The 21,722-nt window shown below is 68.6% G+C and carries 22 protein-coding genes; 6 read left to right on the top strand and 16 right to left on the bottom strand.

The genetic code is table 11. The annotated features are described in order from the left end of the window. Positions 1–5: 5 nt before the first annotated feature. Positions 6–1,634, bottom strand: a complete 1,629-nt coding sequence (locus tag ACPEH8_RS04745) for an acyl-CoA dehydrogenase family protein (protein ID WP_136003132.1) — start codon at positions 1,632–1,634, stop codon at positions 6–8. 109 nt (positions 1,635–1,743) lie between these two features. Between ACPEH8_RS04745 and ACPEH8_RS04740 the strand changes: the two genes are divergently transcribed. The 4 genes from ACPEH8_RS04740 to pdeM are packed head-to-tail and all read left to right on the top strand — an operon-like array spanning position 1,744 to position 7,445. Further along, positions 1,744–2,751: a ligase-associated DNA damage response exonuclease gene (locus ACPEH8_RS04740; RefSeq protein ID WP_423666192.1), complete on the top strand. Its 1,008-nt coding sequence runs from the start codon at positions 1,744–1,746 to the stop codon at positions 2,749–2,751. Beyond that, on the top strand, positions 2,748–4,352 hold the full coding sequence (locus ACPEH8_RS04735) for an ATP-dependent DNA ligase (protein ID WP_423666190.1): 1,605 nt from the start codon (positions 2,748–2,750) through the stop codon (positions 4,350–4,352). The genes ACPEH8_RS04740 and ACPEH8_RS04735 overlap by 4 nt, the downstream gene beginning before the upstream one ends. Positions 4,353–4,366: 14 nt before the next feature. Continuing rightward, positions 4,367–6,811: a ligase-associated DNA damage response DEXH box helicase gene (locus ACPEH8_RS04730; protein ID WP_423666329.1), complete on the top strand. Its 2,445-nt coding sequence runs from the start codon at positions 4,367–4,369 to the stop codon at positions 6,809–6,811. Continuing rightward, complete coding sequence (pdeM, locus tag ACPEH8_RS04725) at positions 6,801–7,445, top strand: ligase-associated DNA damage response endonuclease PdeM (protein ID WP_423666188.1); 645 nt, start codon at positions 6,801–6,803, stop codon at positions 7,443–7,445. The genes ACPEH8_RS04730 and pdeM overlap by 11 nt, the downstream gene beginning before the upstream one ends. 30 nt (positions 7,446–7,475) lie before the next feature. Here pdeM and ACPEH8_RS04720 read toward each other — a convergent pair whose 3' ends face one another. From ACPEH8_RS04720 to ACPEH8_RS04685, 8 genes are all read right to left on the bottom strand, one after another. Then, positions 7,476–7,931 carry a hypothetical protein gene (locus ACPEH8_RS04720; protein WP_243746279.1) on the bottom strand — a complete coding sequence of 152 codons (456 nt, stop codon included), beginning with the start codon at positions 7,929–7,931 and terminating at the stop codon, positions 7,476–7,478. A 29-nt stretch (positions 7,932–7,960) separates the two neighbouring features. Next, a complete protein-coding gene (locus ACPEH8_RS04715) occupies positions 7,961–9,196 on the bottom strand; it encodes an FAD-dependent oxidoreductase (RefSeq protein ID WP_423666186.1) in 1,236 nt (411 codons plus the stop codon). Positions 9,197–9,284: 88 nt separating this feature from the next. Beyond that, a complete protein-coding gene (locus ACPEH8_RS04710) occupies positions 9,285–9,491 on the bottom strand; it encodes a cold-shock protein (RefSeq protein WP_017357288.1) in 207 nt (68 codons plus the stop codon). Positions 9,492–9,579: 88 nt separating this feature from the next. Beyond that, positions 9,580–10,326, bottom strand: a complete 747-nt coding sequence (locus ACPEH8_RS04705) for an S-methyl-5'-thioinosine phosphorylase (RefSeq protein ID WP_026070968.1) — start codon at positions 10,324–10,326, stop codon at positions 9,580–9,582. Continuing rightward, positions 10,326–10,880 (bottom strand): hypoxanthine-guanine phosphoribosyltransferase, encoded by a 555-nt coding sequence (locus ACPEH8_RS04700; protein WP_017357286.1) that lies wholly within the window; start codon positions 10,878–10,880, stop codon positions 10,326–10,328. The genes ACPEH8_RS04705 and ACPEH8_RS04700 overlap by 1 nt, the downstream gene beginning before the upstream one ends. Then, positions 10,880–11,887 carry a beta-N-acetylhexosaminidase gene (gene nagZ, locus ACPEH8_RS04695; RefSeq protein WP_153165220.1) on the bottom strand — a complete coding sequence of 336 codons (1,008 nt, stop codon included), beginning with the start codon at positions 11,885–11,887 and terminating at the stop codon, positions 10,880–10,882. Before nagZ ends, ACPEH8_RS04700 begins: the two co-directional genes overlap by 1 nt. A 100-nt stretch (positions 11,888–11,987) precedes the next feature. Further along, positions 11,988–12,638, bottom strand: coding sequence for a DsbA family oxidoreductase (locus ACPEH8_RS04690; RefSeq protein ID WP_153165221.1), 651 nt, complete (start codon positions 12,636–12,638; stop codon positions 11,988–11,990). Positions 12,639–12,776: 138 nt separating this feature from the next. After that, positions 12,777–13,268, bottom strand: a complete 492-nt coding sequence (locus ACPEH8_RS04685) for a CYTH domain-containing protein (protein WP_153165222.1) — start codon at positions 13,266–13,268, stop codon at positions 12,777–12,779. Between the two features lie 59 nt (positions 13,269–13,327). Here ACPEH8_RS04685 and ACPEH8_RS04680 point away from each other — a divergent pair, with 59 nt between their 5' ends. Next, a complete protein-coding gene (locus ACPEH8_RS04680) occupies positions 13,328–13,966 on the top strand; it encodes a hypothetical protein (RefSeq protein ID WP_423666184.1) in 639 nt (212 codons plus the stop codon). 23 nt (positions 13,967–13,989) lie between these two features. Here ACPEH8_RS04680 and rlmD read toward each other — a convergent pair whose 3' ends face one another. Further along, on the bottom strand, positions 13,990–15,324 hold the full coding sequence (rlmD, locus tag ACPEH8_RS04675; RefSeq protein WP_136003126.1) for a 23S rRNA (uracil(1939)-C(5))-methyltransferase RlmD: 1,335 nt from the start codon (positions 15,322–15,324) through the stop codon (positions 13,990–13,992). A 128-nt stretch (positions 15,325–15,452) separates the two neighbouring features. On the opposite strand from rlmD, the gene ACPEH8_RS04670 reads away from it, so the two are divergent. Then, positions 15,453–16,178 carry a response regulator gene (locus ACPEH8_RS04670; protein ID WP_136003125.1) on the top strand — a complete coding sequence of 242 codons (726 nt, stop codon included), beginning with the start codon at positions 15,453–15,455 and terminating at the stop codon, positions 16,176–16,178. 16 nt (positions 16,179–16,194) lie between these two features. On the opposite strand, the gene recO is transcribed toward ACPEH8_RS04670, so the two are convergent. From recO to lepA, 6 genes are all read right to left on the bottom strand, one after another. Then, positions 16,195–16,917, bottom strand: coding sequence for a DNA repair protein RecO (recO, locus tag ACPEH8_RS04665; protein ID WP_166473316.1), 723 nt, complete (start codon positions 16,915–16,917; stop codon positions 16,195–16,197). 95 nt (positions 16,918–17,012) lie between these two features. After that, the gene (gene era / locus ACPEH8_RS04660; protein ID WP_136003123.1) at positions 17,013–17,909 is read right to left on the bottom strand and encodes a GTPase Era; all 897 of its coding nucleotides are present in this window, start codon (positions 17,907–17,909) and stop codon (positions 17,013–17,015) included. Beyond that, positions 17,906–18,586, bottom strand: coding sequence for a ribonuclease III (rnc, locus tag ACPEH8_RS04655; RefSeq protein ID WP_017356786.1), 681 nt, complete (start codon positions 18,584–18,586; stop codon positions 17,906–17,908). The genes era and rnc overlap by 4 nt, the downstream gene beginning before the upstream one ends. Beyond that, complete coding sequence (locus ACPEH8_RS04650) at positions 18,576–18,959, bottom strand: DUF4845 domain-containing protein (RefSeq protein ID WP_017356785.1); 384 nt, start codon at positions 18,957–18,959, stop codon at positions 18,576–18,578. The genes rnc and ACPEH8_RS04650 overlap by 11 nt, the downstream gene beginning before the upstream one ends. 32 nt (positions 18,960–18,991) lie before the next feature. Then, entirely contained in the window at positions 18,992–19,786 is a 795-nt protein-coding gene (lepB, locus tag ACPEH8_RS04645) for a signal peptidase I (RefSeq protein WP_017356784.1), read from the bottom strand. A gap of 24 nt (positions 19,787–19,810) precedes the next feature. Beyond that, positions 19,811–21,601, bottom strand: coding sequence for a translation elongation factor 4 (gene lepA / locus ACPEH8_RS04640; RefSeq protein ID WP_017356783.1), 1,791 nt, complete (start codon positions 21,599–21,601; stop codon positions 19,811–19,813). Between the last annotated feature and the right edge of the window lie 121 nt (positions 21,602–21,722).

Below are 21,722 nucleotides of genomic sequence, written 5' to 3'. Positions count from 1 at the left end.
GTGGCTCAGGGCAGCGCGCGGGCCAGGACCGCAGCGTAATCCAGATCCGACGGCAGCGTTCCGAATGCCATGCCGTGCTCGGCACCGAGCCGGGAGCGGATGAAGGCAGCCGCCAGCGGGCTGTCGGCGCGCAGCAGTACCGCCGCCTGCAGCAGCAGCGCCAGCCGCTCGGTGATGCGACGCGCCTGCGCCTCACCCGGGCCGGCCGCCAACTGCGCACGCAGCGTCTGCCATGCCGCATCGTAGATGGTGTCGCGTCCGGCCACTCTGCCCAGTTCCTGTTCCAGCACCGGCAGCACCTGCGCCTCGCGCGACAGCGCGCGCAGCACGTCCAGGCACTGGATGTTGCCACTGCCTTCCCAGATCGAATTCAACGGTGCCTGCCGGTACAGCCGCGGCAGGATCGATTCCTCGACGTACCCCGCACCGCCCAGGCATTCCTGCGCTTCGTTGACGAACACCGCCGCGCGCTTGCACACCCAGTACTTGCCCACCGCTGTGGCGATGCGGGCGAAGGCGGCCTCCTGTGCATCCTGCGGCGCCAGGTCGACCGCGCGCGCAACACGCAGGGCGAACACGGTGGCCGCCTCCGATTCGATCGCCAGGTCGGCCAGCACATTGGCCATCAGCGGGTGGTCGCACAGACGGCGGCCAAAACTGCTGCGATGACGCGTGTGGTGCAGCGCCTGCGCCAGCGCCATGCGCATTTCCGCCGCGGCGCCGAGCATGCAGTCCAGCCGCGTCATCATCACCATGCCGATGATGGTGGCCACCCCGCGCCCCTCCTCGCCCACCCGCCGCGCCCAGGCACCGCACAGCTCGATCTCGCTGGACGCGTTGGCCCAGTCTCCGAGCTTGTCCTTCAGGCGCATCAGATGGAACGCGTTGCGGTTGCCGTCGGCCAGGCGCCGCGGCATCAGGAAACAGGTCAGCCCGCCCGGCGCCTGTGCCAGCACCAGGAAGCCATCGGACATCGGCGCGGAAAAGAACCATTTATGCCCGACCAGGGCATAGCTGCCGTCGGCCTGCGGTTCGGCGCGGGTGGTATTGCCGCGCACATCCGATCCGCCCTGCTTTTCGGTCATGCCCATGCCGAGGGTGATGCCGGCCTTGTCGGCAATGGGCACGTCGCGCGGGTCGTAGTGCGGTGCCGCGGCCTTGTCGGCCCACTCGGCCAGCAGCGGGTCTTGGCGCAGCACCGCAACCGCCGCATGGGTCATGGTCAGCGGACAACTGGTGCCGGCTTCGGCCTGATGGTGCAGATAGCTCAGCGCCGCGCGCGCGACGTGCGCACCCGGCACCGGCTCGTGCCAGGACAGGCCCGCCACGCCGTGCGATTTGGCCGCCTCCATCAGCGCGTGGTAGGCCGGATGGAACTCGACGGTATCGATACGATGGCCCTGTGCATCGTGGGTACGCAGACGCGGACGGTCCCGATTGGCATCGAATCCCAGCCGGTACAGCGCGTCGCCAGCCAGCCCGCCGTATACCGCCAGGCGTGGCACGAACGCCGCGCCACCCTCGCGCTGCACCGCTTCGGCCAAGGCCAGATCGTCGGCCCACAGATGCCGGCCCCCGAACGGTGGCGGCTGGTTGGTCACCGCATGGGTCTCGAAGGCGGACAGCTCGGGCATCGTGGCGGGCCTCGTGGCAGGGGACCGCCCGATTCTGCCGCATCCACGCGCAGGCGTCCGTTCAGCCGGATTCTCACCTCCTGCACGAACGCGGCGGCACAGTGCAGGCATGACGTCCTCCTCTGCAAAACCGGACCTGGTGGTGCTGCGCCCGGAAGGCCTGTACTGCCCGGCCGGTGACTTCCACATCGACCCGTGGCGCCCGGTCCCGCGCGCGGTGATCACGCACGGGCACGGCGACCATGCCCGCAGCGGCATGGGCCACTACCACTGCAGCACCGACAGCGTGCCGATCCTGCGCTGGCGGCTCGGCGAAGTGCCGCTGGACGCGCATGCGTACGGCGCGCGCTTCCGCCTGGGCGATGTGGACGTGTCGCTGCATCCGGCCGGACACGTGCTGGGGTCGGCGCAGGTGCGCATCGACGACGGCACCCAGGTCTGGGTGGCCTCCGGTGACTACAAGCGGCAACCCGATCCCACCTGCGCGCCGTTCGACGTGGTGCCCTGCGATACGTTCATCACCGAGGCGACCTTTGGACTGCCGGTGTACCGCTGGCCGCCCACGCCGCAGGTGGCCGCCGACATCGTGGCCTGGCGCAGGGAATGCGAAGCGCGCGGCGAAGCCGCCGTGCTGCTCTGCTACGCGCTGGGCAAAGCGCAGCGGGTGCTGGCCGAGCTGCTGCCGCTGGACACGCAGCCGGCGCTGCTGCACGGCGCGATCGCCGCCGGCGTGGCTGTGTACCGCGAGGCCGGCATCGCCATGCTCGCCACCGAAACCGTCGGTGAGCAGGCGCGCGGCAGCGACCTTGCCGGCAAGCTGGTGCTGGCGCCGCCCTCGGCCGCCGGCAGCGCCTGGATGCGGCGTTTCAAGAGCGCGCAACTGGGCTTTGCGTCGGGCTGGATGCGCCTGCGCGGCAACCGCCGGCGCCGCAACTACGACCGCGGCTTTGTGGTGTCCGATCACGCCGACTGGCCGGACCTGCTGCGTACGATCGCGCAGACCGGGGCGCGTCGGGTGATCGCCACGCACGGCAATACCGATGCGCTGATCCGCTTCCTGCGCGAGCGGGGCGTAGCCGCCGGAGCTTTCGCCACCGGCTACGGGGACGAGGAATGAAACGCTTCGCCGCGCTGTACCGCACGCTGGACCGCAGCACCGCCACCGGCGACAAACGCGCTGCGCTGGTCGATTATTTCCGCGACGCGCCAGCGCATGACGCGGCATGGGCGCTGTTCCTGCTGTCCGGTGGCAAGGTCACCAGCGCGCGGCAGAAGATCGCCGGCAGCGCCGAACTGCGCGCGTGGATCGCCGACGTCTCCGACACCCCCGCATGGCTGGTTGACGACAGCTACGACCAGGTCGGCGACCTCGCCGAAACGCTGACCCTGCTGCTGGACGATCCGGCCGACCGCGCGTCCGACATGGCGCTCGCCGACTGGATCGAGCAGCGTCTGCTGCCGGTCGCCAACCAGGCCGAGCCGGTCCGCCGCGCCACAGTGATGGAGGCGTGGCGGGACCTGGCGTTCGACGAGCGGCTGGTATTCAACAAGCTGCTGACCGGCGCGCTGCGCGTGGGCGTGTCGCAGCGGCTGGTGCAGCAGGCGCTGGCGGAACTATCCGGCATCGACATTGCCCGCATCGCCCAGCGCATGCTCGGCGCGTGGGTACCCTCGCCCGGCCTGCTGGCCGACCTGCTGACGCCGGAGGAACGCCCGGAGGACCGCCAGCAGCCTTACCCGTTTTTCCTCGCATCTCCACTGGAAAGCGACGCCGACCGGCTGGGCGACATCGGCGGCTGGAACGTGGAATGGAAGTGGGATGGCATCCGCCTGCAGCTGCTGCGGCGCCAGGGCGAAGTGGCGCTGTGGTCGCGCGGCGAGGAACGTCTGGATGGCCGCTTCCCGGAGATCGAGGCGGCCGCGATGGCGTTGCCGGACGGCTGCGTGATCGATGGCGAACTGCTTGCCTGGCGCGATGACGATCCGCAGCCGTTGCCGTTCACCGCGCTGCAGACCCGCATCCAGCGCCGCGCGCCCGGCCCCAGAACCCTGCGCGATACGCCTGTGCGCGTGCTCGCCTACGACCTGCTGGAGCTGCACGGGCAGGACCTGCGGCTGCAGCCGCTGACGCAGCGGCGCGCCGCGCTGGCGACCGTGCTCGACAGCCTGGGCGATCCGCGGCTGCAGCTCTCCCCGCAGCTCCATCCCGACGACTGGCACGCCGCCGCCGCCCTGCGGGCAGGTGCGCGCGAGCGCGGCGTCGAGGGACTGATGCTCAAGCGCGGCAGCTCGCCCTACCAGAGCGGACGGCGTCGCGGCGACTGGTGGAAATGGAAGGTCGACCCGCTCACCGTCGATGCGGTGATGATCTACGCGCAGTCCGGCCACGGCCGACGCAGCACGCTGTACACCGATTACACCTTCGGCGTGTGGGACGGTGACAGGCTGGTACCGGTAGCCAAGGCGTACTCGGGCCTGGACGACACGGAAATCCTGGCGCTGGACCGCTGGATCCGCGCCAACACGCTCGAACGCTTCGGGCCGGTGCGCAGTGTGCGTGGCGAACAGGTGTTCGAACTCGGCTTCGAAGGCGTCAACCGCAGCAGCCGGCACAAGTCCGGCATCGCGGTGCGTTTTCCGCGCATCCTGCGCTGGCGGCAGGACAAGCCGGCCAGCGAAGCAGACACGCTGGCCCAGCTGCAGGCGCTGGCACGGTGACGCGGCGCGAGGCGATGGCACGCCTGGTGGCGTGGTTCGCCAGCCGCGGCTGGGCACCGCTGCCGTTCCAGAAAACCATGTGGCGTCACTACCTGGCCGGCGCGTCGGGGCTGCTGCACACGCCCACCGGCAGCGGCAAAACCCTGGCAATGTTCGGCGGCCCCCTGCTGCAGGCGCTGTCCGATCCGCCGCCGCGCATTGCGGGCCGCGGCGGCAGGCGGGTGCCGGCCCTGCAGGTCCTGTGGATCACCCCGCTGCGCGCACTCGCCGCCGACACCGCGCGTGCGCTGCGCGAGCCGTTGTCCGCACTGGGCCTGGACTGGCAGGTGGGCCTGCGTACCGGCGATGCCAGCGCGCGCGACAAGCGTCTGGCGCGCGAGGGGCGCGTGGATGTACTGGTCACCACGCCCGAATCGCTGGCACTGCTGTTGAGCTATCCCGATACGATGGCGCGCCTGCAGCAGCTGCGCTGCGTGGTGGTCGACGAGTGGCACGAGCTGCTTGGCAACAAGCGGGGCGTGCTGCTGCAGTTGAACCTGCGTCGCCTGCGCGATGCGCTGCCGGCGCTGCAGGTGTGGGGGCTGTCGGCCACGCTCGGCAACCTCGACGAAGCGCGCCAGGTGCTGCTGCCCGACCAGCCCGACGCGCCACAGGTGTCAGGCGCCCGCCCCCGTCCGATGACGCTGGAAACGCTGCTGCCGGCGCACGGCGAACGCTTTCCGTGGGCGGGGCATCTGGGCCTGTCACAGCTGCAGCGCGTGCTGGAGCGGCTGCTGTCGGCACGCAGCAGCCTGCTGTTCACCAACACCCGCGCGCAGGCGGAACTGTGGCACCAGGCATTGACGGCGGTATGGCCGGAGGAGCTGGCGACCCTGGCACTGCACCACGGTTCGCTGGACCCTGCGCTGCGGCGCGATGCCGAGGAGGGACTGCGCGAAGGTCGCCTGCGCTGCGTGGTCGCCACGTCCAGCCTGGATCTCGGCGTGGACTTCCCCGCTGTGGACCAGGTGCTGCAGGTCGGCAGCCCCAAAGGCATCGCGCGCCTGCTGCAGCGTGCCGGCCGGGCGCGTCATCGTCCCGGTGAATCCGGACACATCATCTGCGTCCCCTCGCATGCGCTGGAGCTGGTGGAGTATGCGGCAGCGCGACGCGCGCTGGCCGAGGGCGTGATCGAAGCACGACGTCCGCTGCAGTTGTCGCTGGACGTGTTGGCCCAGCACTGCGTGAGCTGCGCGCTAGGCGGCGGTTTCGACGCCGATGCGCTGTTCGCGCAGGTGCGACGCACGCACGCGTTCGCCAGCCTGGAGATGACGCAGTGGGAAGGCGTGCTGGCCTTCATCGTGCAGGGGGGCCGTGCGCTGGCGCAGTACCCGAACTTCCACCGCGTCGTTCGTGACGATGATGGCGTGTACCGCGTCCACGACCGCCGCGTGGCGCTGCGTCACCGCTTGTCGATCGGCACCATCACCAGCGACGGCAGCCTAACGGTCCAGTTCCTGCGCGGCGGCCGGCTGGGCGCGGTGGAAGAGCAGTTCGTGGGACGGCTGCGACCCGGGGACCGCTTCCAGTTTGCCGGGCGCCTGCTGGAACTGGTCCGGCTGGAGCAGATGACCGCGTATGTGCGGCTGGCCCGTGGCGGCGAGGGCGTAGTGCCGCGCTGGCAGGGCGGCCGGTTGCCACTGTCCGATGCACTGGGCCGCGAGATGGAAGCGGTACTGGAGACGCCCGGCGAGAGCGCCGAACTGCGCTGGCTGGCGCCGTTGCTGCAGTTGCAGGCGCGCCTGTCCGTGCTGCCCGGCTCCTCACGCCTGCTGGTGGAAACACTGCTCCGCCGCGAGGGCCAGTACCTGTTCGTGTATCCGTTCGCGGGCCGTCAGGTCAACGAAGGCATCGCCGCGTTGATGGCGATGCGCTGGACGCGCCTGCAGACCAACACCTTCGCCTATGCCGCCAACGACTACGGCTTCGTGCTGGCGCCGGCGCATGCGGTTGCGGTGGAACCGGCGCTGATACGCCGGCTGCTGCAGCCTGACAGCCTGTTCGAGGACCTGCGCGACAGCCTCAACCTTGGCGAGCTGGCACGCCGTCAGTTCCGCGATATCGCGCGCGTCTCCGGCATGTTGGTGCCTGCGTTGCCGGGCCGCACGCCGCGCAGCCTGCGTCAGTTGCAGGCGTCCAGCGGGCTGCTGTACGACGTGCTGCGCCAGCACGATCCGGATCACATCCTGCTGACGCTCGCCGAACACGAGGTGCTGCACAGTCAGCTCGACCTCGGCGCTCTGGCCGCCGCACTGCAGCGCTGTCAGGCGCGCGCGCTGCATGTGCAGGCGTTGGGCAGCCTCGGGCCATTCTCGTTCCCGCTCTGGGCCGAGCGCATGCGCGGCCAGCTCAGCAACGAAGACTGGAAAACCCGCGTGCTGCGCGCGGCACAGCAACTGGAGAAACGGCATGGGCAATGACCTGTCGCTGACGCTCGCCGGCGAGACGCTGCACCTGCTGGGTGCGCGTGCGCTCTACTGGCCGACGCGCAGCGCGATGTTGATCGCCGACCTGCACTTGGGCAAGGCCGACCTGTTCCGGCGCGCCGGCATCGGCCTGCCCAGCGGCGGCACGGGCGATGATCTCGCACGCCTGACCCACCTGCTGCAGCAGCAGCGCGTGGACACGCTGTGGATTCTGGGCGATGTACTGCACGGTGTGGCGCATCGCGCCGCGTGGTACCGGCAGTGGCAGGGATGGCGTGAGCAGCACCCGTCGCTGCAGATCGGCGCACTGGCCGGCAACCACGACCGTGCGCTGCCCAAAGCGGACCTCGGCATCGAACTGATGGGTGAGAGCGTGCAGGAAGGGCCGTTCCTGCTGCGCCACGACCCGCGCCCGCATGCGCGCCTGCACGTACTGTGCGGTCACCTGCATCCACTGGCACGGCTGCCGGGCATGCAGCGGCGCTGGCCGGCATTCTGGCTGCGCGAAGACCTCACGATACTGCCGGCCTTCTCGCGGTTCACCGCCGGCATCGCGCCGGTGCTGGCCAATGGGGAGCGGCTGGTGGCGTGCGTCGAAGACGAGGCCATCGCGCTGCCGCCGCGCTAGCCGCCGGACGGCGGCCGAACGCGGTGCGATTCACATGGCCGGGACCAGCGTATCCGGCATCAACAGGATCTCCGGCGTGCGGGACACGGCGCGGACCGGCTGCTGCTGGATCGCCACCAGCATGTCGCGGGCCGCCTGGCGGATGTGCGGATGATGCTCCGCTGCGGTATGGGTGATGAGGCTGGTGACATGGAATTCGAACACGTCTTCCATCACATCCGGCTGATCCTCGTGCAGCATCTGCAACAGACCGCGCAGTTTGCTGAGTTCGCTTTCGAGAGTGTCGGCCGAGAACAACATGTCAATCTCCTTGGGATGGCGGTCCACACGGGACCTGGGGCGCAGGCGCACCGGCACGGAACGATCCGTGGTGCAAGGCATATCCGGGTCGGGTGGCGCCAGGCGCACACGCACGCTGCGTCTGCGCTGCCGTTGTCTCATGTCGACGGTGATTTCACCGTCAACGCAATGCAGATCCGCCTTCACGCGCGCGCATTCAGCGCCTGACGCGGGTATCACCGTGCAGCACGGTATTCGCGCATTGCCGTCACGAACCCGGGCGACAACGGCAGGCGCCCCATCCAGCCATGCTGCGTGCCACTGAGCACGCGCAGCATGTGCCCGCGCCCGCCAGGTACGCGCCCCATCGGCCCGAAGAACACGTCGCGGGCACGCGCCAGCGTGTCGCGTTCGGACTGGAACAGCGGCGTCAGCCAGTGGCTCCAGTAGTGATAGATCGCCACATGCGCGCGTCGCCGCTGCTGGTACGCCTGCAATGCGGCCGTCAGATCGGGGTGCGCCCGCAGCGCATCGCGCAGCGCCATCGCATCCAGCAGCGCCATGTTCACCCCCTGCCCCAGCTGCGGGCTCATCGCATGCGCCGCGTCGCCGGCCAGCACCAGCCGCCCGCGATGCCACTGCCGCATGCGCGTGTCGCGATAACTCGCGCGGGCCAGCGCCTCCGGCGCTACGTCCTGCAGCAACCCGTGTGCCTCCGGCCAGAGCGCAGCGACATCGTCCAGCCAGCGCGCCATGCCATCGCGTTCCCAGTGCGCGAAGCGATCACGCGGCAGACTCCAGAAGAAGCTCAGCCGTGGCGTGTCATCGCCGGGCCGCGTTCCCACGGGCAGCAGGCCGATCATCCTGCGCGCCATCAGGTAGCGCTGGCGCAGTTCGTCGACATGCGGCCAGTCACCGCGCGGCAGCAGGCACCACAGTGCCCCCCACGGGTACTCGCGATCGTGCCGCGCACCCGCCACCTGCGCGCGCAGCGTGGAGGCGGCGCCATCGGCGGCGATCACCACGTCGTAGGGCCCGTGCCACTGTCCGCGTGCATCACGCACGCGCCCCTTGTCACTGTCCACCTCGACGATCGCGGTATCGGCCTGCAGGTTGCCCGCGTGCTCCCAGGCCTGCGCCAACACTGTGAACAACGCACCGCGCTGCATGCCCACGCCATGCAGATGCACGTCCAGCGCGGCGTAGCGCATGTCCATCACCGCGCGCCCGCAGGGCGTTTCCCCGTACAGCCGCTGCACCGGCGCGCCATGTCGCAGCACCTGCGGCAACAACGCCATCTGCCACAGCACGTCCAGGCCGCTGGGTTGCAGCAGGAAGCCGGCCCCGACGGGGCCGGGCGCTTTCGCACGCTCGAACACGTGCACCACGTGATGATCGCGTGAAAGCAGAATCGACAATGCCTGACCGGCGGTGCCGTAGCCGATGATCGCCACCGTGCGCGGCTGCGTCATGTCATGTTCCCTATGAGCGTGATCAAGTTCACATCGTGCGCAAAAAAAACCCCGCCGAAGCGGGGTTTTCAATGCTCAACCGAGAGAATCACTCAGCCGGCACAATGTTCGAAGCCTGGGCGCCCTTCGGGCCCTGGGTCACGTCGTACGTGACACGCTGGCCTTCCTGCAGGCTGCGGAAGCCCTTGGCGTTGATCGCGGAGAAGTGCGCGAAGACGTCGGCGCTGCCGTCCTCCGGCGAGATAAAGCCAAATCCCTTGGCGTCGTTGAACCACTTGACGGTACCGTTCGGCATGGTAATGCGAGACCTTCTTCAATGAATGGGTGGTGTACGCTCAACCAGCGCACTGCCGGAGTATGCAAAGCTTGTTCCGCAATGACAATCACCCCCGCGCCAATTCACCGATCAGTTCCGGCAAACCCGCCGACGCGGCATCGACGTTGGCCAGTACTTCGGCCATCGTGATTTCGTCGCCATCACCACACCCGGCCGCCCAGTTGGCCACGATCGCCAGGCAGGCATAGTCCAGACCGAGCTCGCGCGCCAGGCTGGCTTCGGGCATGCCGGTCATGCCGACCAGATCGCAGCCGTCGCGACGCATGCGGGCGATCTCCGCATTGGTTTCCAGGCGCGGCCCCTGCGTGGCGCCGTAGCATCCGCCATCCTGCAGACGCACGCCGGTGACCTTGGCTGCGGCCAATACCTTGCTGCGCAGCATCGGCGTGTACGGATGCCCGAAGTCCACGTGCAGCACCTCGCTGCCCGGCTCTTCACACAGCGTGGAGATGCGACCCCACGTGTAATCGATCAACTGGTCCGGACAGGCCAGCACGCGCGGTCCGAACGCATCGGTGATGCCGCCAACAGTATTGAGTGCGAGCACGCGCGTCGCGCCGATCTGCTGCAGCGCAGCGAGATTGGCGCGGTAATTGATCTTGTGCGGCGGCAGCGAGTGGCCTTCGCCGTGGCGGGCCAGGAACGCCACGCGCTGGCCGAGCAGCGTGCCGACCCGGATCGGGCCGGACGGCGTGCCGTAGCGGGTCTCGACCTGGTGGCTGCTGACATCGTCGAGCTGGGCCAGTTTGTAGACGCCGGTGCCGCCGATGACGGCCAGTGCGATGTGTTCCATCATTCCTTCATCGCGTAGATGGCCGGCACGCAGCGCAGCGTCTCATTGACGTCCATGCCGAAGCCGAACACGTAACGGTCCGGCAGGTCGATGCCGGCGTAGTCGGCCTTGATGTCCGGCAGCGCGCGGTCGTGCTGCTTGACCGTCAGCGCGGCGATGCGCACGTCGGTCGCGCCCTGTTCCAGGCACCAGGTGCGCACGCCCTGCAGCGTGTAGCCCTCATCGAGGATGTCGTCGACCAGCAGCACGCGACGGCCGAACAGCGCGGTGGCCGGCTTGTGCTTCCAGACCAGGTCGCCGCCGGTGGTCTCACCGCGGTAGCGGGTGGCATGCAGGTAATCGAACTGCACGTCCTGGCCGCGGGCACCCAGTTCCAGCGCAAGCTGTCCGGCGAACGGCAGGGCGCCATGCATGATCGACAGGAACAGCGGCACTTCGCCCTTGTAATCGCGCGCGATGGCGTCAGCGATGCCGGCAATGGCCTTGTCGATGGTGGGGCGGTCGACCAGCAGGTCGGCCTGGGCCAGGGCCTGGGGGATGGTGAGGTTGGGCATCAGACGGTTCTTCCAAGGGTGTCAAGCAAACGGGATTGGGTAGTGCCGTGGCGGGTGTCGGCCAACAGGCCGTCCCAGCCCAGCGCGCCGCGGCCGATCAGGCCCAGCAACGCGGCGGTATTGAGGGTGCGGCCTTCGACCGCGCGCAGCGATTCTTCCACCAGTTCGGGGTGGCAGACCAGCACCACGTCGCAGCCGGCGTCCAGATGCGCATCCACGCGCGCCTTCACGCCACCGGCGGAGAACGACGCGGCCATGCCGATGTCGTCGGAGAACACCACGCCGCGGAAGCCCATCTCGCCGCGCAGGATCTCGCCGATCCAGCGGGGCGAGTAGCCGGCCGGTTCCGGCGCCACCTGCGGGTAGACCACGTGGGCCATCATCACCGCGTCGGCACCGGCGTCGATACCGGCCACGAACGGCACCAGGTCCAGCGCACGGAGTTCATCGAGCGTGCGCGGATCGCTGGCATCGTCGACGTGGGTGTCTTCCTTGACCGTGCCGTGGCCGGGGAAGTGCTTGAGCGTGGCCGCCATGCCCACGCTGTGCATGCCGCGCACATAGGCGCGGGTGAAGGCCGCGACCACGTCCGGATCGGCGCTGAAGGCGCGGTCGCCGATGGCCAGGTTGCCCCGGCCCAAATCGACCACCGGTGCAAAGCTCAGGTCCACGCCGCTGGCGCGCACTTCGCTGGCCATCAGCCAGGCGTGCTGCTCGGCCAGGGCCAGCGCGGCCTCGGGGTCCCTGGCGTACTGCGCATCGAAGCCCTGCAGCGGCGGCAGCGCGCTGTAGCCGTCACGGAAGCGCTGCACGCGGCCGCCTTCCTGGTCCACGCAGATGAGCACCGGGCGCGGGGCGGCGGCGCGGATCGCGGCCGACAGCGCGGCAACCTGCTCGCGCGAGGCGAAATTGCGCTTGAACAGGATGACACCGGCCACGGCGTCATGCTGCAGCCAGTGCCGCTCCTGGGCGGTGAGTTCGGTCCCGGCGACGCCGATCACGAGCATGGGTCATCTCCAATACGGGGCGCCGCGATGGCGCACCGCCGCATTGTCGCAGAACCCGCGCGCCGTGGGCCACGACCGCGCGGCTGTGACCACGTCTCGGTCAGGACGCGTCCGCGGCGCCTTCCGCCGCGATCTGCCGCAGTGCCTGGGCAAACGCCTCGGGCGGCTGGGCCCCCTGCACGGCGTAGCGGCCATTGATCACAAAGGTGGGCACCGACTGAATGCCCACTGCACGGGCCTGGTCGAGCTGGGCCCGGATCTCCTCCAGCCCTTCCTCGCTGGCCAGCAACGCCGTCACCCGGTCGGCCCCGATTCCGCCGGCGGCGGCGGCCTCGATCAGCGTCTGCGGATCGGCCAGATTCCGCCCGTGAACAAAATGCGCACGGAACAGCGCCTCGCCGACCGCCGCCTGCACGCCCTCACGACCCGCCAGCCACAGCAGGCGATGCGCCGGCAGGGTGGTGACCCGCACCTGGCCCTGGTCGAAGTCCATCGGCAGGCCTTCGGCGCGCGCCGTGGTCTGGGTCTGGGACAGAATCTGCTCGGTGCGCTCGGCACTGCCGAATTTGGCCCGATAGGCCTCGCGCAGCGGCACCGGAGTGGTGCCGGCGTCCGGATCCAGCAGGAACGGCCGCCAGCGCACCTCGATCTCGGGTGCTTCGTCGCCCAGAAGGGCCAGGCCCTGCTCGAACCGGTGTTTACCGATCCAGCACCAGGGGCACACCACGTCGGACCAGATCTCAATGTTCATGCGGCCAAGATGGGGATGACGGCCTGCGGAAAAAAGGGGGCAGCGGCGCCTCAAAGCGCCGCGTTGGACGTGATCGTCGCCGACGGGCCCTTCACGCTCGCGCTGAACCCGGGCGGCGACACCGCCGCGCGCCCGCGGCTATCTGTCCCAGCGGCTGAAGGGATGGGCGGCCAGCGCCAGGTTGTAGTAGCGCACGTCGTCGGTGACTTCCTCACCCACCCATGCCGGTAGGGCGATGGACTGGTCGGCGCGCTCCAGCTCGATCTCGGCCACGACCAGCCCGGCGTTGTCGCCGAGGAATTCATCGACCTCCCAGATCCGCCCGCCGTGTTCGACCAGATGCCGGCGCTTGTCGATCAGCCCGCCGACGCACAGCGCAAGCAGCGCGCGGGCATCGTCCACCGGAATCGGGTAGTCGAACTCCTGCCGGGTGTGGCCGATCTCGCGCGACTTCAGGTTGAGGAAGGCCTGCGCGCCCTGGATGCGCACACGCACCGAGGCCTTCTGCGCGCCACTGTCGAGCGCGGCGGCGTCATTGATGTAGCCCTGCGCCATCGGAATCACCGCGTGCGCGGCGGTGCGCCAGCCGTCGCCGGTGACGAGGAATTTGCGTTCGATTTCAATGCCCATGCGCACAGTATGGCGGCGCGGCGCCTACACTGCGCGCCCCCTGCAAGGATCCAGCCACGATGACACGCCATCGCCCCACCCTGCGCCGCATCGCCCTCGCCTCCCTGGCGCTGCTCCCGCTGGCCGCCAGCGCTGCCGCGCCGGCCATCCCCACGCTGGCGCAGGCCCAGTCGGCGATGGACGCGCTGTTCGATGCCGCCATCGCCGACCGCCCCGCCACCGACAGCAGCCGCATGGTCGCCGACGCGTTTCGTCCCCGCCTGCTGGGGTTGTCCAGCTGCATGCCGCTCGACGGCGCCGCCGCGGCCACGGTGGACTGCATCACGACCGCCCAGGCGGGTCCGGAGCCGGTGTATCGCCTGTTGCGCTTCGTCTACACGGAGCAGCGCTGGACGATGCCTGTCGAACAGCGCCGGATCCCGGTGCCGGTGCCGCCGCAGGAGCGTGTGCAGGTCCTGCTGCGCGAGACGTTCATCGCGCGCGCCGCGCAGGAGGCCGACCCTGCCGCGCGTGCCGAGCTGGCACAGGCGGCGCGCACGGCCGACGTGGTCGCGGTGCATGCGTGCGACATCGGCGAGGACGCGCCGGTGATCGAATGCGAGGTCGACGCCATCGTCGCCAGCGAGCGCGGCCGCCAGCCGATGGCGTTCGTGTGGGGGGACGGACAGTGGCACAACGCACCGGCCACGGCGCAGTAGCGGACGCGGCCGGCGAACGGGCGTCAGCGCTTCTCGAACACCGCGATGCTCTCCACGTGCGCGGTGTGCGGGAACATGTCCATTGCGCCGGCCGAGACCAGGGTGAAGCCCTGTTCGTTGACCAGATAGCCCGCATCGCGCGCCAGCGAGCCGGGATGGCAGCTGACGTAGACGATGCGCTTGAACTGCTTCAGCGGCAGCTGCTGCAGCACTTCGATGGCCCCCGAGCGCGGCGGGTCCAGCAGCAGCTTGTCGAAGCCCTGGCGCATCCACGGCGTCTGGCGCTGGTCCTGGGTCAGGTCCGCAGCGTGGAACTGGGCGTTGGACAGGCCATTGCGCTCGGCGTTTTCCCGTGCACGCGCGACCAGTCCCGGATCACCTTCCACGCCGACCACTTCACGCACGGTACGCGCCAGCGGCAGGGTGAAGTTGCCCAGGCCACAGAACAGATCGAGCACCCGCTCGTCCGGGCCGGCGTCGAGCAGTTCCAGCGCCAGCGCGATCATCTTCACGTTGAGCGATGCATTGACCTGGATGAAGTCCAGCGGCCGGAAGGCCAGCTCGACATCCCACGGCGCGAGCTTGAACGACAGCGGCACCTCGGCCGGCCACAGCGGCTGCACCGATTCCACGCCGCCGGGCTGCAGCGAGATCGCAAAGCCGTGTTCCTGCCCGAAGGCGGTCCACGCCGCACGATCGGCGTCGCTGAGCGGCTGCATGTGGCGGATGGTCAGCATGATCGCGTCGTCGCCGGCGATGAACTCGATCTGCGGAATATCGCGCTTGCCGTCCAAGGTCTCGATGAAGGTGGCCATCGCGCCGACCTTGCTGCCGATCTCCGGGATCACGGTCAGGCACTGCGACAGATCGGCGACGAAGCGCGGGTCCTGCTCGCGGAAGCCGACCAGGGTCTTGTCCTTCTTCTCGACCCGACGCACCGAGAACCGGCCCTTGCGGCGGTAGCCCCAACTGTCGCCGACCAGCGGCGGCAGCACGGTACCAGGGGTGACGTGGCCGATACGGGTCAGGTTGTCCATCAGCACCCGCTGCTTGGCCACGATCTGCTGCGATTCCTCCAGGTGCTGCAGCACGCAGCCGGCGCAGACGCCGAAATGCGGGCAGCGCGGCGTCACCCGCTGCGGCGAGGCGGTCACCACCTCCAGCGTGCGCGCCTCGTCAAAGTGGCGGTTGCGGGCGGTCGGTTCGGCGGTCACCACTTCGCCCGGCAGCGCGCCGGTGATGAAGGTGACCTTGCCACCCTCGCCATCACGGCGGGCCACGCCACGGCCATCGTGGCTGAGGTCGAGGATGTCGGTCTGGAAGGGCGTACGGTCGAGGCGGGAGCGGGTTCGGGCCACGTGGCAACAGGCTGCGGGCAAAAAGGGTGCGTATTGTCGCAGATGGAGGCATTGCCCTGCTCGGAAACCGTTTGCAGCGGCCCCGGACGTGTTTAATATGGGACACAGCTGACATGGAGGCAGCCCCAATGCAGATGACCCCGCGGGATCCCATGCCCCGATTCCTGCTCGTCGAGGACGACACCATCAGCCGCGGCTTCTTCAAGGCTGCGCTGGAGACCCTGCCCGCCGAGGTCGATACCGCCGATTCGCTGGCCAGCGCAATGGACCGCGCCAACGGCGGCGGCCATGACCTGTGGCTGATCGACGTCAACCTGCCCGACGGCAACGGCACCGAGCTGCTGCAGGCCCTGCGCCGTTCGCGGCCGGACACCCCGGCGCTGGCGCATACCGCCGATGGCGACAGCGGCATCCATGCCCGGCTGCGCGAGGCCGGCTTCAGCGAGACCCTGATCAAGCCCCTGACCCGCGAACAGCTGCTCAAGGCGGTGCGCCGCGCGCTGGTCAACAGCCCCGGCGGCATGGCGGCCGGTCCCGGGAGCAGCACCGAGAACGAGCGCCAGGACTGGGATGAAACCACCGCCCTGGCAGCCCTGAATGGGCAGCGCAACCATCTCATCGCCCTTCGCGAACTGTTCCTGGCCGAATTGCCCGGGGTGCGCGACGCCGTCGCGCAGGCCTTGCTGCAGCAGGATGTACGGGCCCTCCGCGGGCAGTTGCACCGGTTGCAGGCCAGTTGCGGCTTCGTCGGCGCCGCGCGCCTGGCCCGGGCGGTACGCCAACTGCACCAGGCACCGGAATCCGGCGGCGCACAGACCCAGTTCCGCGCGGCGGTGGAAGCCCTGCTGCATTGAGTCTCAGCGCCCGGCGCTAGCGCCGGCGTGACAGGTCGTCGAGCATTTCCCAGGATTTCAGGCCGCGGCCCCCGAGGTGGTGCAGCAGCACCGTGCGCATGCTGGGGCGCAGGCTGGCCAGGTCCTCCGCGCCGGGCAGACGGTCAGCGCCCAGCGCGAGCAGCGCGCTGCCGGTGGCCGCTCCGCGTCGCTGGTCGGCGCCCCGGTCACTGAGCAGACGGCGCGGGCCATCGCCCGGGTCGAGTTCGTAGCGGGCAGCGGGATCGAGCGGCTCGCCATCGCCGTCATGGCTCAGGTCGAACCCCACCCCGAGCGCATCCAGCAGATCCCGTTCGAAGCGGCGCAGGGTCCATGCCAGGGGGTCGCCGTCGCGCAGCCGCTGGCGCACCACGGCATAGGCGTCGTACAGGTCGGGCAGCGGGTCCTGGCGGGGTGCCAGCCGCAGCAGCAGTTCATTGATGTAGAAGCCGGCGAGCATCGCATCGCCCAGCAGCCGCGGTGCGGCGTCGAGTGCCTCGGCACCGCGAAGCTGCGCCAGTTCGCCGCGCTGTACCGCGGTCAGCCGGATCCATTGCAGGGGCTGCAGGGCCGCCCGCAACGGCTGGCTGCGGGCACTGGACACGCCCCGCGCGAGCAGGCCGATGCGACCATGCTGCTCGGTCAGCACTTCCACCAGCAGGCTGGTCTCCCGCCACGGGCGGGCGTGCAGAACGAAGGCGGGTTCATCCTCGATGCGCACGGCCTACCTCCCGACCGGCGCCGGCCGGTGGGGTCCCACCGCAGCGCACGCCGGGACACGACGGACGCCGCGCCGCTGCGCGCGCCCGGGGCGGTTCATTCGTAGCCGAAGGCCTTCAGCGCGGCTTCGTCGTCGGACCAGCCCTCGCGCACGCGCACCCAGGTTTCCAGGAACACCTTGGCACCGAACAGACGTTCCATCTGCATGCGGGCCTTGGCACCGATATCCTTCAGGCGGGTACCGCCCTTGCCGATCACGATCGCCTTCTGGCCTTCGCGCTCGACCCAGATCACCGCACCGATGCGCAGCAGGTTGCCGTCTTCGACAAAGCGCTCGATCTCCACCGTGGTGGCGTACGGCAGCTCTTCGCCCAGCTGGCGCATCAGCTGCTCGCGGACCAGCTCACCGGCCAGGAACCGCTGGCTGCGGTCGGTGATCTCGTCCTCGCCGAACATCGGCGGGGCTTCGGGCAGCAGCTTCAGCACGTCGCGCACCAGCGCGTCCAAGCCGTTGCGCTTCTGCGCGGAAATCGGATGCACGGCGGCAAAGCTGCGGCCGGCGGTCACTTCCTGCAGGAACGGCAGCAACGCGCCCTTGTCCTTGAGGCGGTCGATCTTGTTGACCACCAGCACCACCGGCACGCCCGCATCGCTGAGAACGTTGAAGGCCAGGGTGTCTTCCTCGTCCCAGCGGCCGGCCTCGATCACCAGCAGCCCGGCGTCGACACCTTCCAGCGAGCCGCGCGCCGCCCGGTTCATCACCCGGTTCATGGCGCGCTTCTGCACCTTGTGCAGCCCGGGCGTGTCGACCAGCACCAGCTGCCCTTCCGGATAACTGGCGATGCCGAGCAGCCGGTGGCGCGTGGTCTGCGGCCGGTTGGACACGATGCTGACCTTGGCGCCGACCAGGGCGTTGGTCAGAGTGGATTTGCCGACATTGGGGCGGCCGATGACGGCCACGCTGCCGCTACGATGGGGGGTTGCTTCGCTCACTTGGAATCCAGTTGCTCGAGGGCGGCGGCGGCCGCCTGTTGTTCGGCCAGCCGTCGCGAGGCACCTTCGCCTTCGGTGCTGACGGCAGGATCGGTTACGCCGCAGCGTACCCGGAAGGTCTTGGCGTGATCGTCACCCGATTCTGACACCAGTTCGTACTGGGGGAGCGCCTTCTGTCGGGCCTGCAGCCATTCCTGCAGGCGCGTCTTGGGGTCTTTCTCCGGCTTGCCCGTGGCCGGCAGCGCCTCCATCGAGGGGCTGAACCAGGGCAGCACCACGGTCTGGCAGGCGGCAAAGCCGGCGTCCAGGTAGATCGCCGCGACCACCGCCTCCAGCGCGTCGGCCAGGATCGAGTCCCGGCGTTGGCCGCCGGACTTCATCTCGCCGGGTCCCAGCGTCAGCCGGTCGCCCAGCTGCAGGGTGCGGGCGATGACCGCCAGCGCGCCTTCGCGCACCAGCTCGGCCCGGGCGCGGGTCAACGCACCCTCGTCGGCCTTGGGCCACCGCTCGTAAAGCGCCTGGGCCACCATCATGTTGACGATGCTGTCGCCAAGGAACTCCAGCCGCTCATTGTTGGGCGTACCGGCACTGCGATGCGTCAGGGCCTGCTGCAGCAGACCCGGATCGCGGAAGGGGTGACCGATCAGGTCACCGCGTTGGAAAGGTTTATTCGGCACCGCTACGGGTCAATTCCTGGTTGGTATCAAACCGGCCCACCACGTCGAGGTTGCCGATCATTGCCCGGCGCACTTCGTAGTTGACCTTCATGTTCCAGCCGCCATCGATGCGATCGAATGTGACGTTGGCCGGCTTCACGTTCTCGGAGTAGTTGATGTACAGACGCTTGAAGAACAGGTCCTGGACACGCCCGGGCTCCATGTTGCCCACCCCCGGCTCCTTGGCCAGGCTCTTCATCGCCGACCGCACCGAGTAGTACTCCTGGTACATCGGGAACAGCTTCATGCCGATGTACAGGCCGAAGGCAACCACGATCAGGACGACCAGGAACGAGGTCAGGGTCATGCCGCGCTGCGTGTTCATCGTCTTCATTGCGTTCTCCCCAGATACGCCGGTGTGATGGATCAGTTGATGGTCGAGCCGATCCGCGACGGCTCGAAGCCGTCCTTGCAGAACCAGCCCGAGCAGTTCAGCCAGATCAGGAACGCCTTGCCACGGAGATTTTCCTCCGGCAGCAGGCCCCAGAAGCGGCCATCGTCGCTGTTGTCGCGGTTGTCGCCCATGACCAGGTACTTGCCGGCCGGCACGGTCCACTGACCCTGGCCACGCGGGTAGTCGGTCTCCAGCACGGTGTGGGTACGGCCCGGCAGGTGCTCCACCAGCAGCGTGCTGCCGTCGCCCTGGCCGAGGTGGCCCGCGTAGATGCCCTTGTTGTCGTACTTGACCGGCTCGCCATTGAGGATCAGCCCATCGCCCTGGAAGGCGACCTCGTCCCCCGGCACGCCGATGACGCGCTTGATGAAGTTCTCGCCCTTGGCAGGGTCGGCGTCGGAATGGCCCGGGAAGTGGAACACCACCACGTCGCCACGCTTGGGCTCGCCCAGCGGAACGATCTTGGCGTTGTTCAGCGGCAGGCGCAGACCGTAGGAGAACTTGTTGACCAGGATGAAATCGCCGATCAGCAGGTTGGGCATCATCGAGCTGGACGGAATCTTGTACGGCTCGGCGATGAAGCTGCGCACCACCAGCACGATCGCCAGCACCGGGAAGAACGCCCGGGAGTAGTCGACCAGCACCGGTTCGGAATCCAGCAGGCCGGCACGCGCGGCACGGCGCCTGGCGAAGTACAGCTTGTCGGCCAGCAGGATCAGCCCGGAGGCCAGCGTCAGTACGACCAGGAGGATTTCAAACAATTTCATGCGGTGTCCTTGGGATCGGGTGCCTTACTTGTCCATCTGCAGCACGGCCAGGAAGGCTTCCTGCGGGATCTCCACGCGGCCCACCTGCTTCATGCGCTTCTTGCCTTCCTTCTGCTTCTCCAACAGCTTCTTCTTGCGCGAAACGTCGCCACCATAGCACTTGGCCAGAACGTTCTTGCGCATGGCTTTGACCGTGGTGCGGGAGATGATCTGCGAGCCCACGGCGGCCTGGATGGCCACGTCGAACATCTGTCGGGGGATCAGGTCCTTCATCTTCTCGCACAGCTCGCGGCCGCGGCGGTCGGCATGGCTGCGGTGCACGATCAGCGACAGCGCATCGACCTTGTCGCCATTGATCAGCACGTCCACACGGACGAACGGACCGGCGTCGAAACGCACGAAGTGGTAGTCCAGCGAGGCGTACCCGCGGCTGACCGACTTGAGCTTGTCGAAGAAGTCGAGCACCACTTCGGCCATCGGCAGCTCGTAGCTGATCTGCACCTGGCTGCCGAGGTAGTTGATGCCGATCTGGCTGCCACGCTTTTCTTCGCACAGCTTGATGATGTTGCCGATGTACTCCTCGGGCGTGAGCACGTTGGCACGGATGATCGGCTCGCGGATTTCCTCGACCTGGTTCACCGGCGGCAGCTTGGCCGGGTTGTCCATGTTGATGATCGAGCCGTCGGTCTTGAGCACTTCATAGACCACGGTCGGCGCGGTGCTGATCAGGTCCAGGTTGTACTCGCGCTCGAGGCGCTCCTGCACGATTTCCATGTGCAGCATGCCGAGGAAGCCACAGCGGAAGCCGAAGCCCATCGCCTCGGAGCTTTCCGGCTCGAACCGCAGCGCGGCGTCGTTCAGGCGCAGCTTGTCCAGCGCTTCGCGCAGGTCCGGGTAGTCTTCGGCATCCACCGGGAACAGGCCGGCGAACACGCGCGGCTGCATTTCCTGGAAGCCCGGCAGCGGCTTGGGCGCCGGATCGGCCGCCAGGGTCAGGGTGTCGCCGACCGGCGCGCCGTGGACATCTTTGATGCTGGCGGTGACCCAGCCCACTTCACCGGCGCGCAGGGCTGGCAGCACCTTGCGCTTGGGCGTGAACACGCCGACGTTGTCGACCTGGTGGTTGCGGCCGGTGGACATCACCTGCAGCTTGTCGCCGGCCTTGATCTGGCCCTGCATCACACGCACCAGCGAGACCACGCCCAGGTAGTTGTCGAACCACGAGTCGATGATCAGCGCCTGCAGCTTGTCGGTATCGCGCGGCACCGGCGGCGGAATGCGATGCACGATCGCCTCCAGCACGTCCTGCACGTTCAGGCCGGTCTTGGCACTGACCGGCACCGCATCGGTGGCGTCGATGCCGATCACGGCCTCGATCTCGGCCTTGGCGCGCTCGATGTCGGCCGTAGGCAGGTCGATCTTGTTGATCACCGGCACCACTTCCAGCCCCTGCTCCACCGCGGTGTAGCAGTTGGCCACCGACTGCGCTTCCACGCCCTGGGCCGCATCGACCACCAGCAGCGCGCCTTCGCAGGCGGCCAGCGAGCGGCTGACTTCATAGGAGAAGTCGACATGCCCGGGGGTGTCGATGAAGTTCAGGTGGTAGGTCTGGCCGTCTTTGGCGACATACGGCAACGAGACCGACTGGGCCTTGATGGTGATGCCGCGCTCGCGCTCGATCGGATTGGAGTCGAGCACCTGCGCCTCCATCTCGCGGGCCTGGAGGCCACCGCAAAGCTGGATGATGCGATCGGCCAGCGTGGACTTGCCGTGGTCGACGTGGGCGATGATGGAGAAATTGCGGATGTTCCGCATCGAATCAGAGGACATAGGTGGCGGCGGCGCGTCGCGTCGTCAGGATAACGACACATTATCGCATGGCCGGCCGGCTCCCGCGTGGGCCTACGTCCGATTGTCGCCAATGCCGGCCAGAAAC

This window comes from Stenotrophomonas sp. NPDC077461 (assembly GCF_049545475.1).
In the GTDB taxonomy this organism is placed as follows: Bacteria; Pseudomonadota; Gammaproteobacteria; order Xanthomonadales; family Xanthomonadaceae; genus Stenotrophomonas; species Stenotrophomonas nematodicola.
The sequence above is the reverse complement of the archived record's forward strand: the minus strand, read 5'-3'. Positions and strand labels throughout refer to the sequence as shown.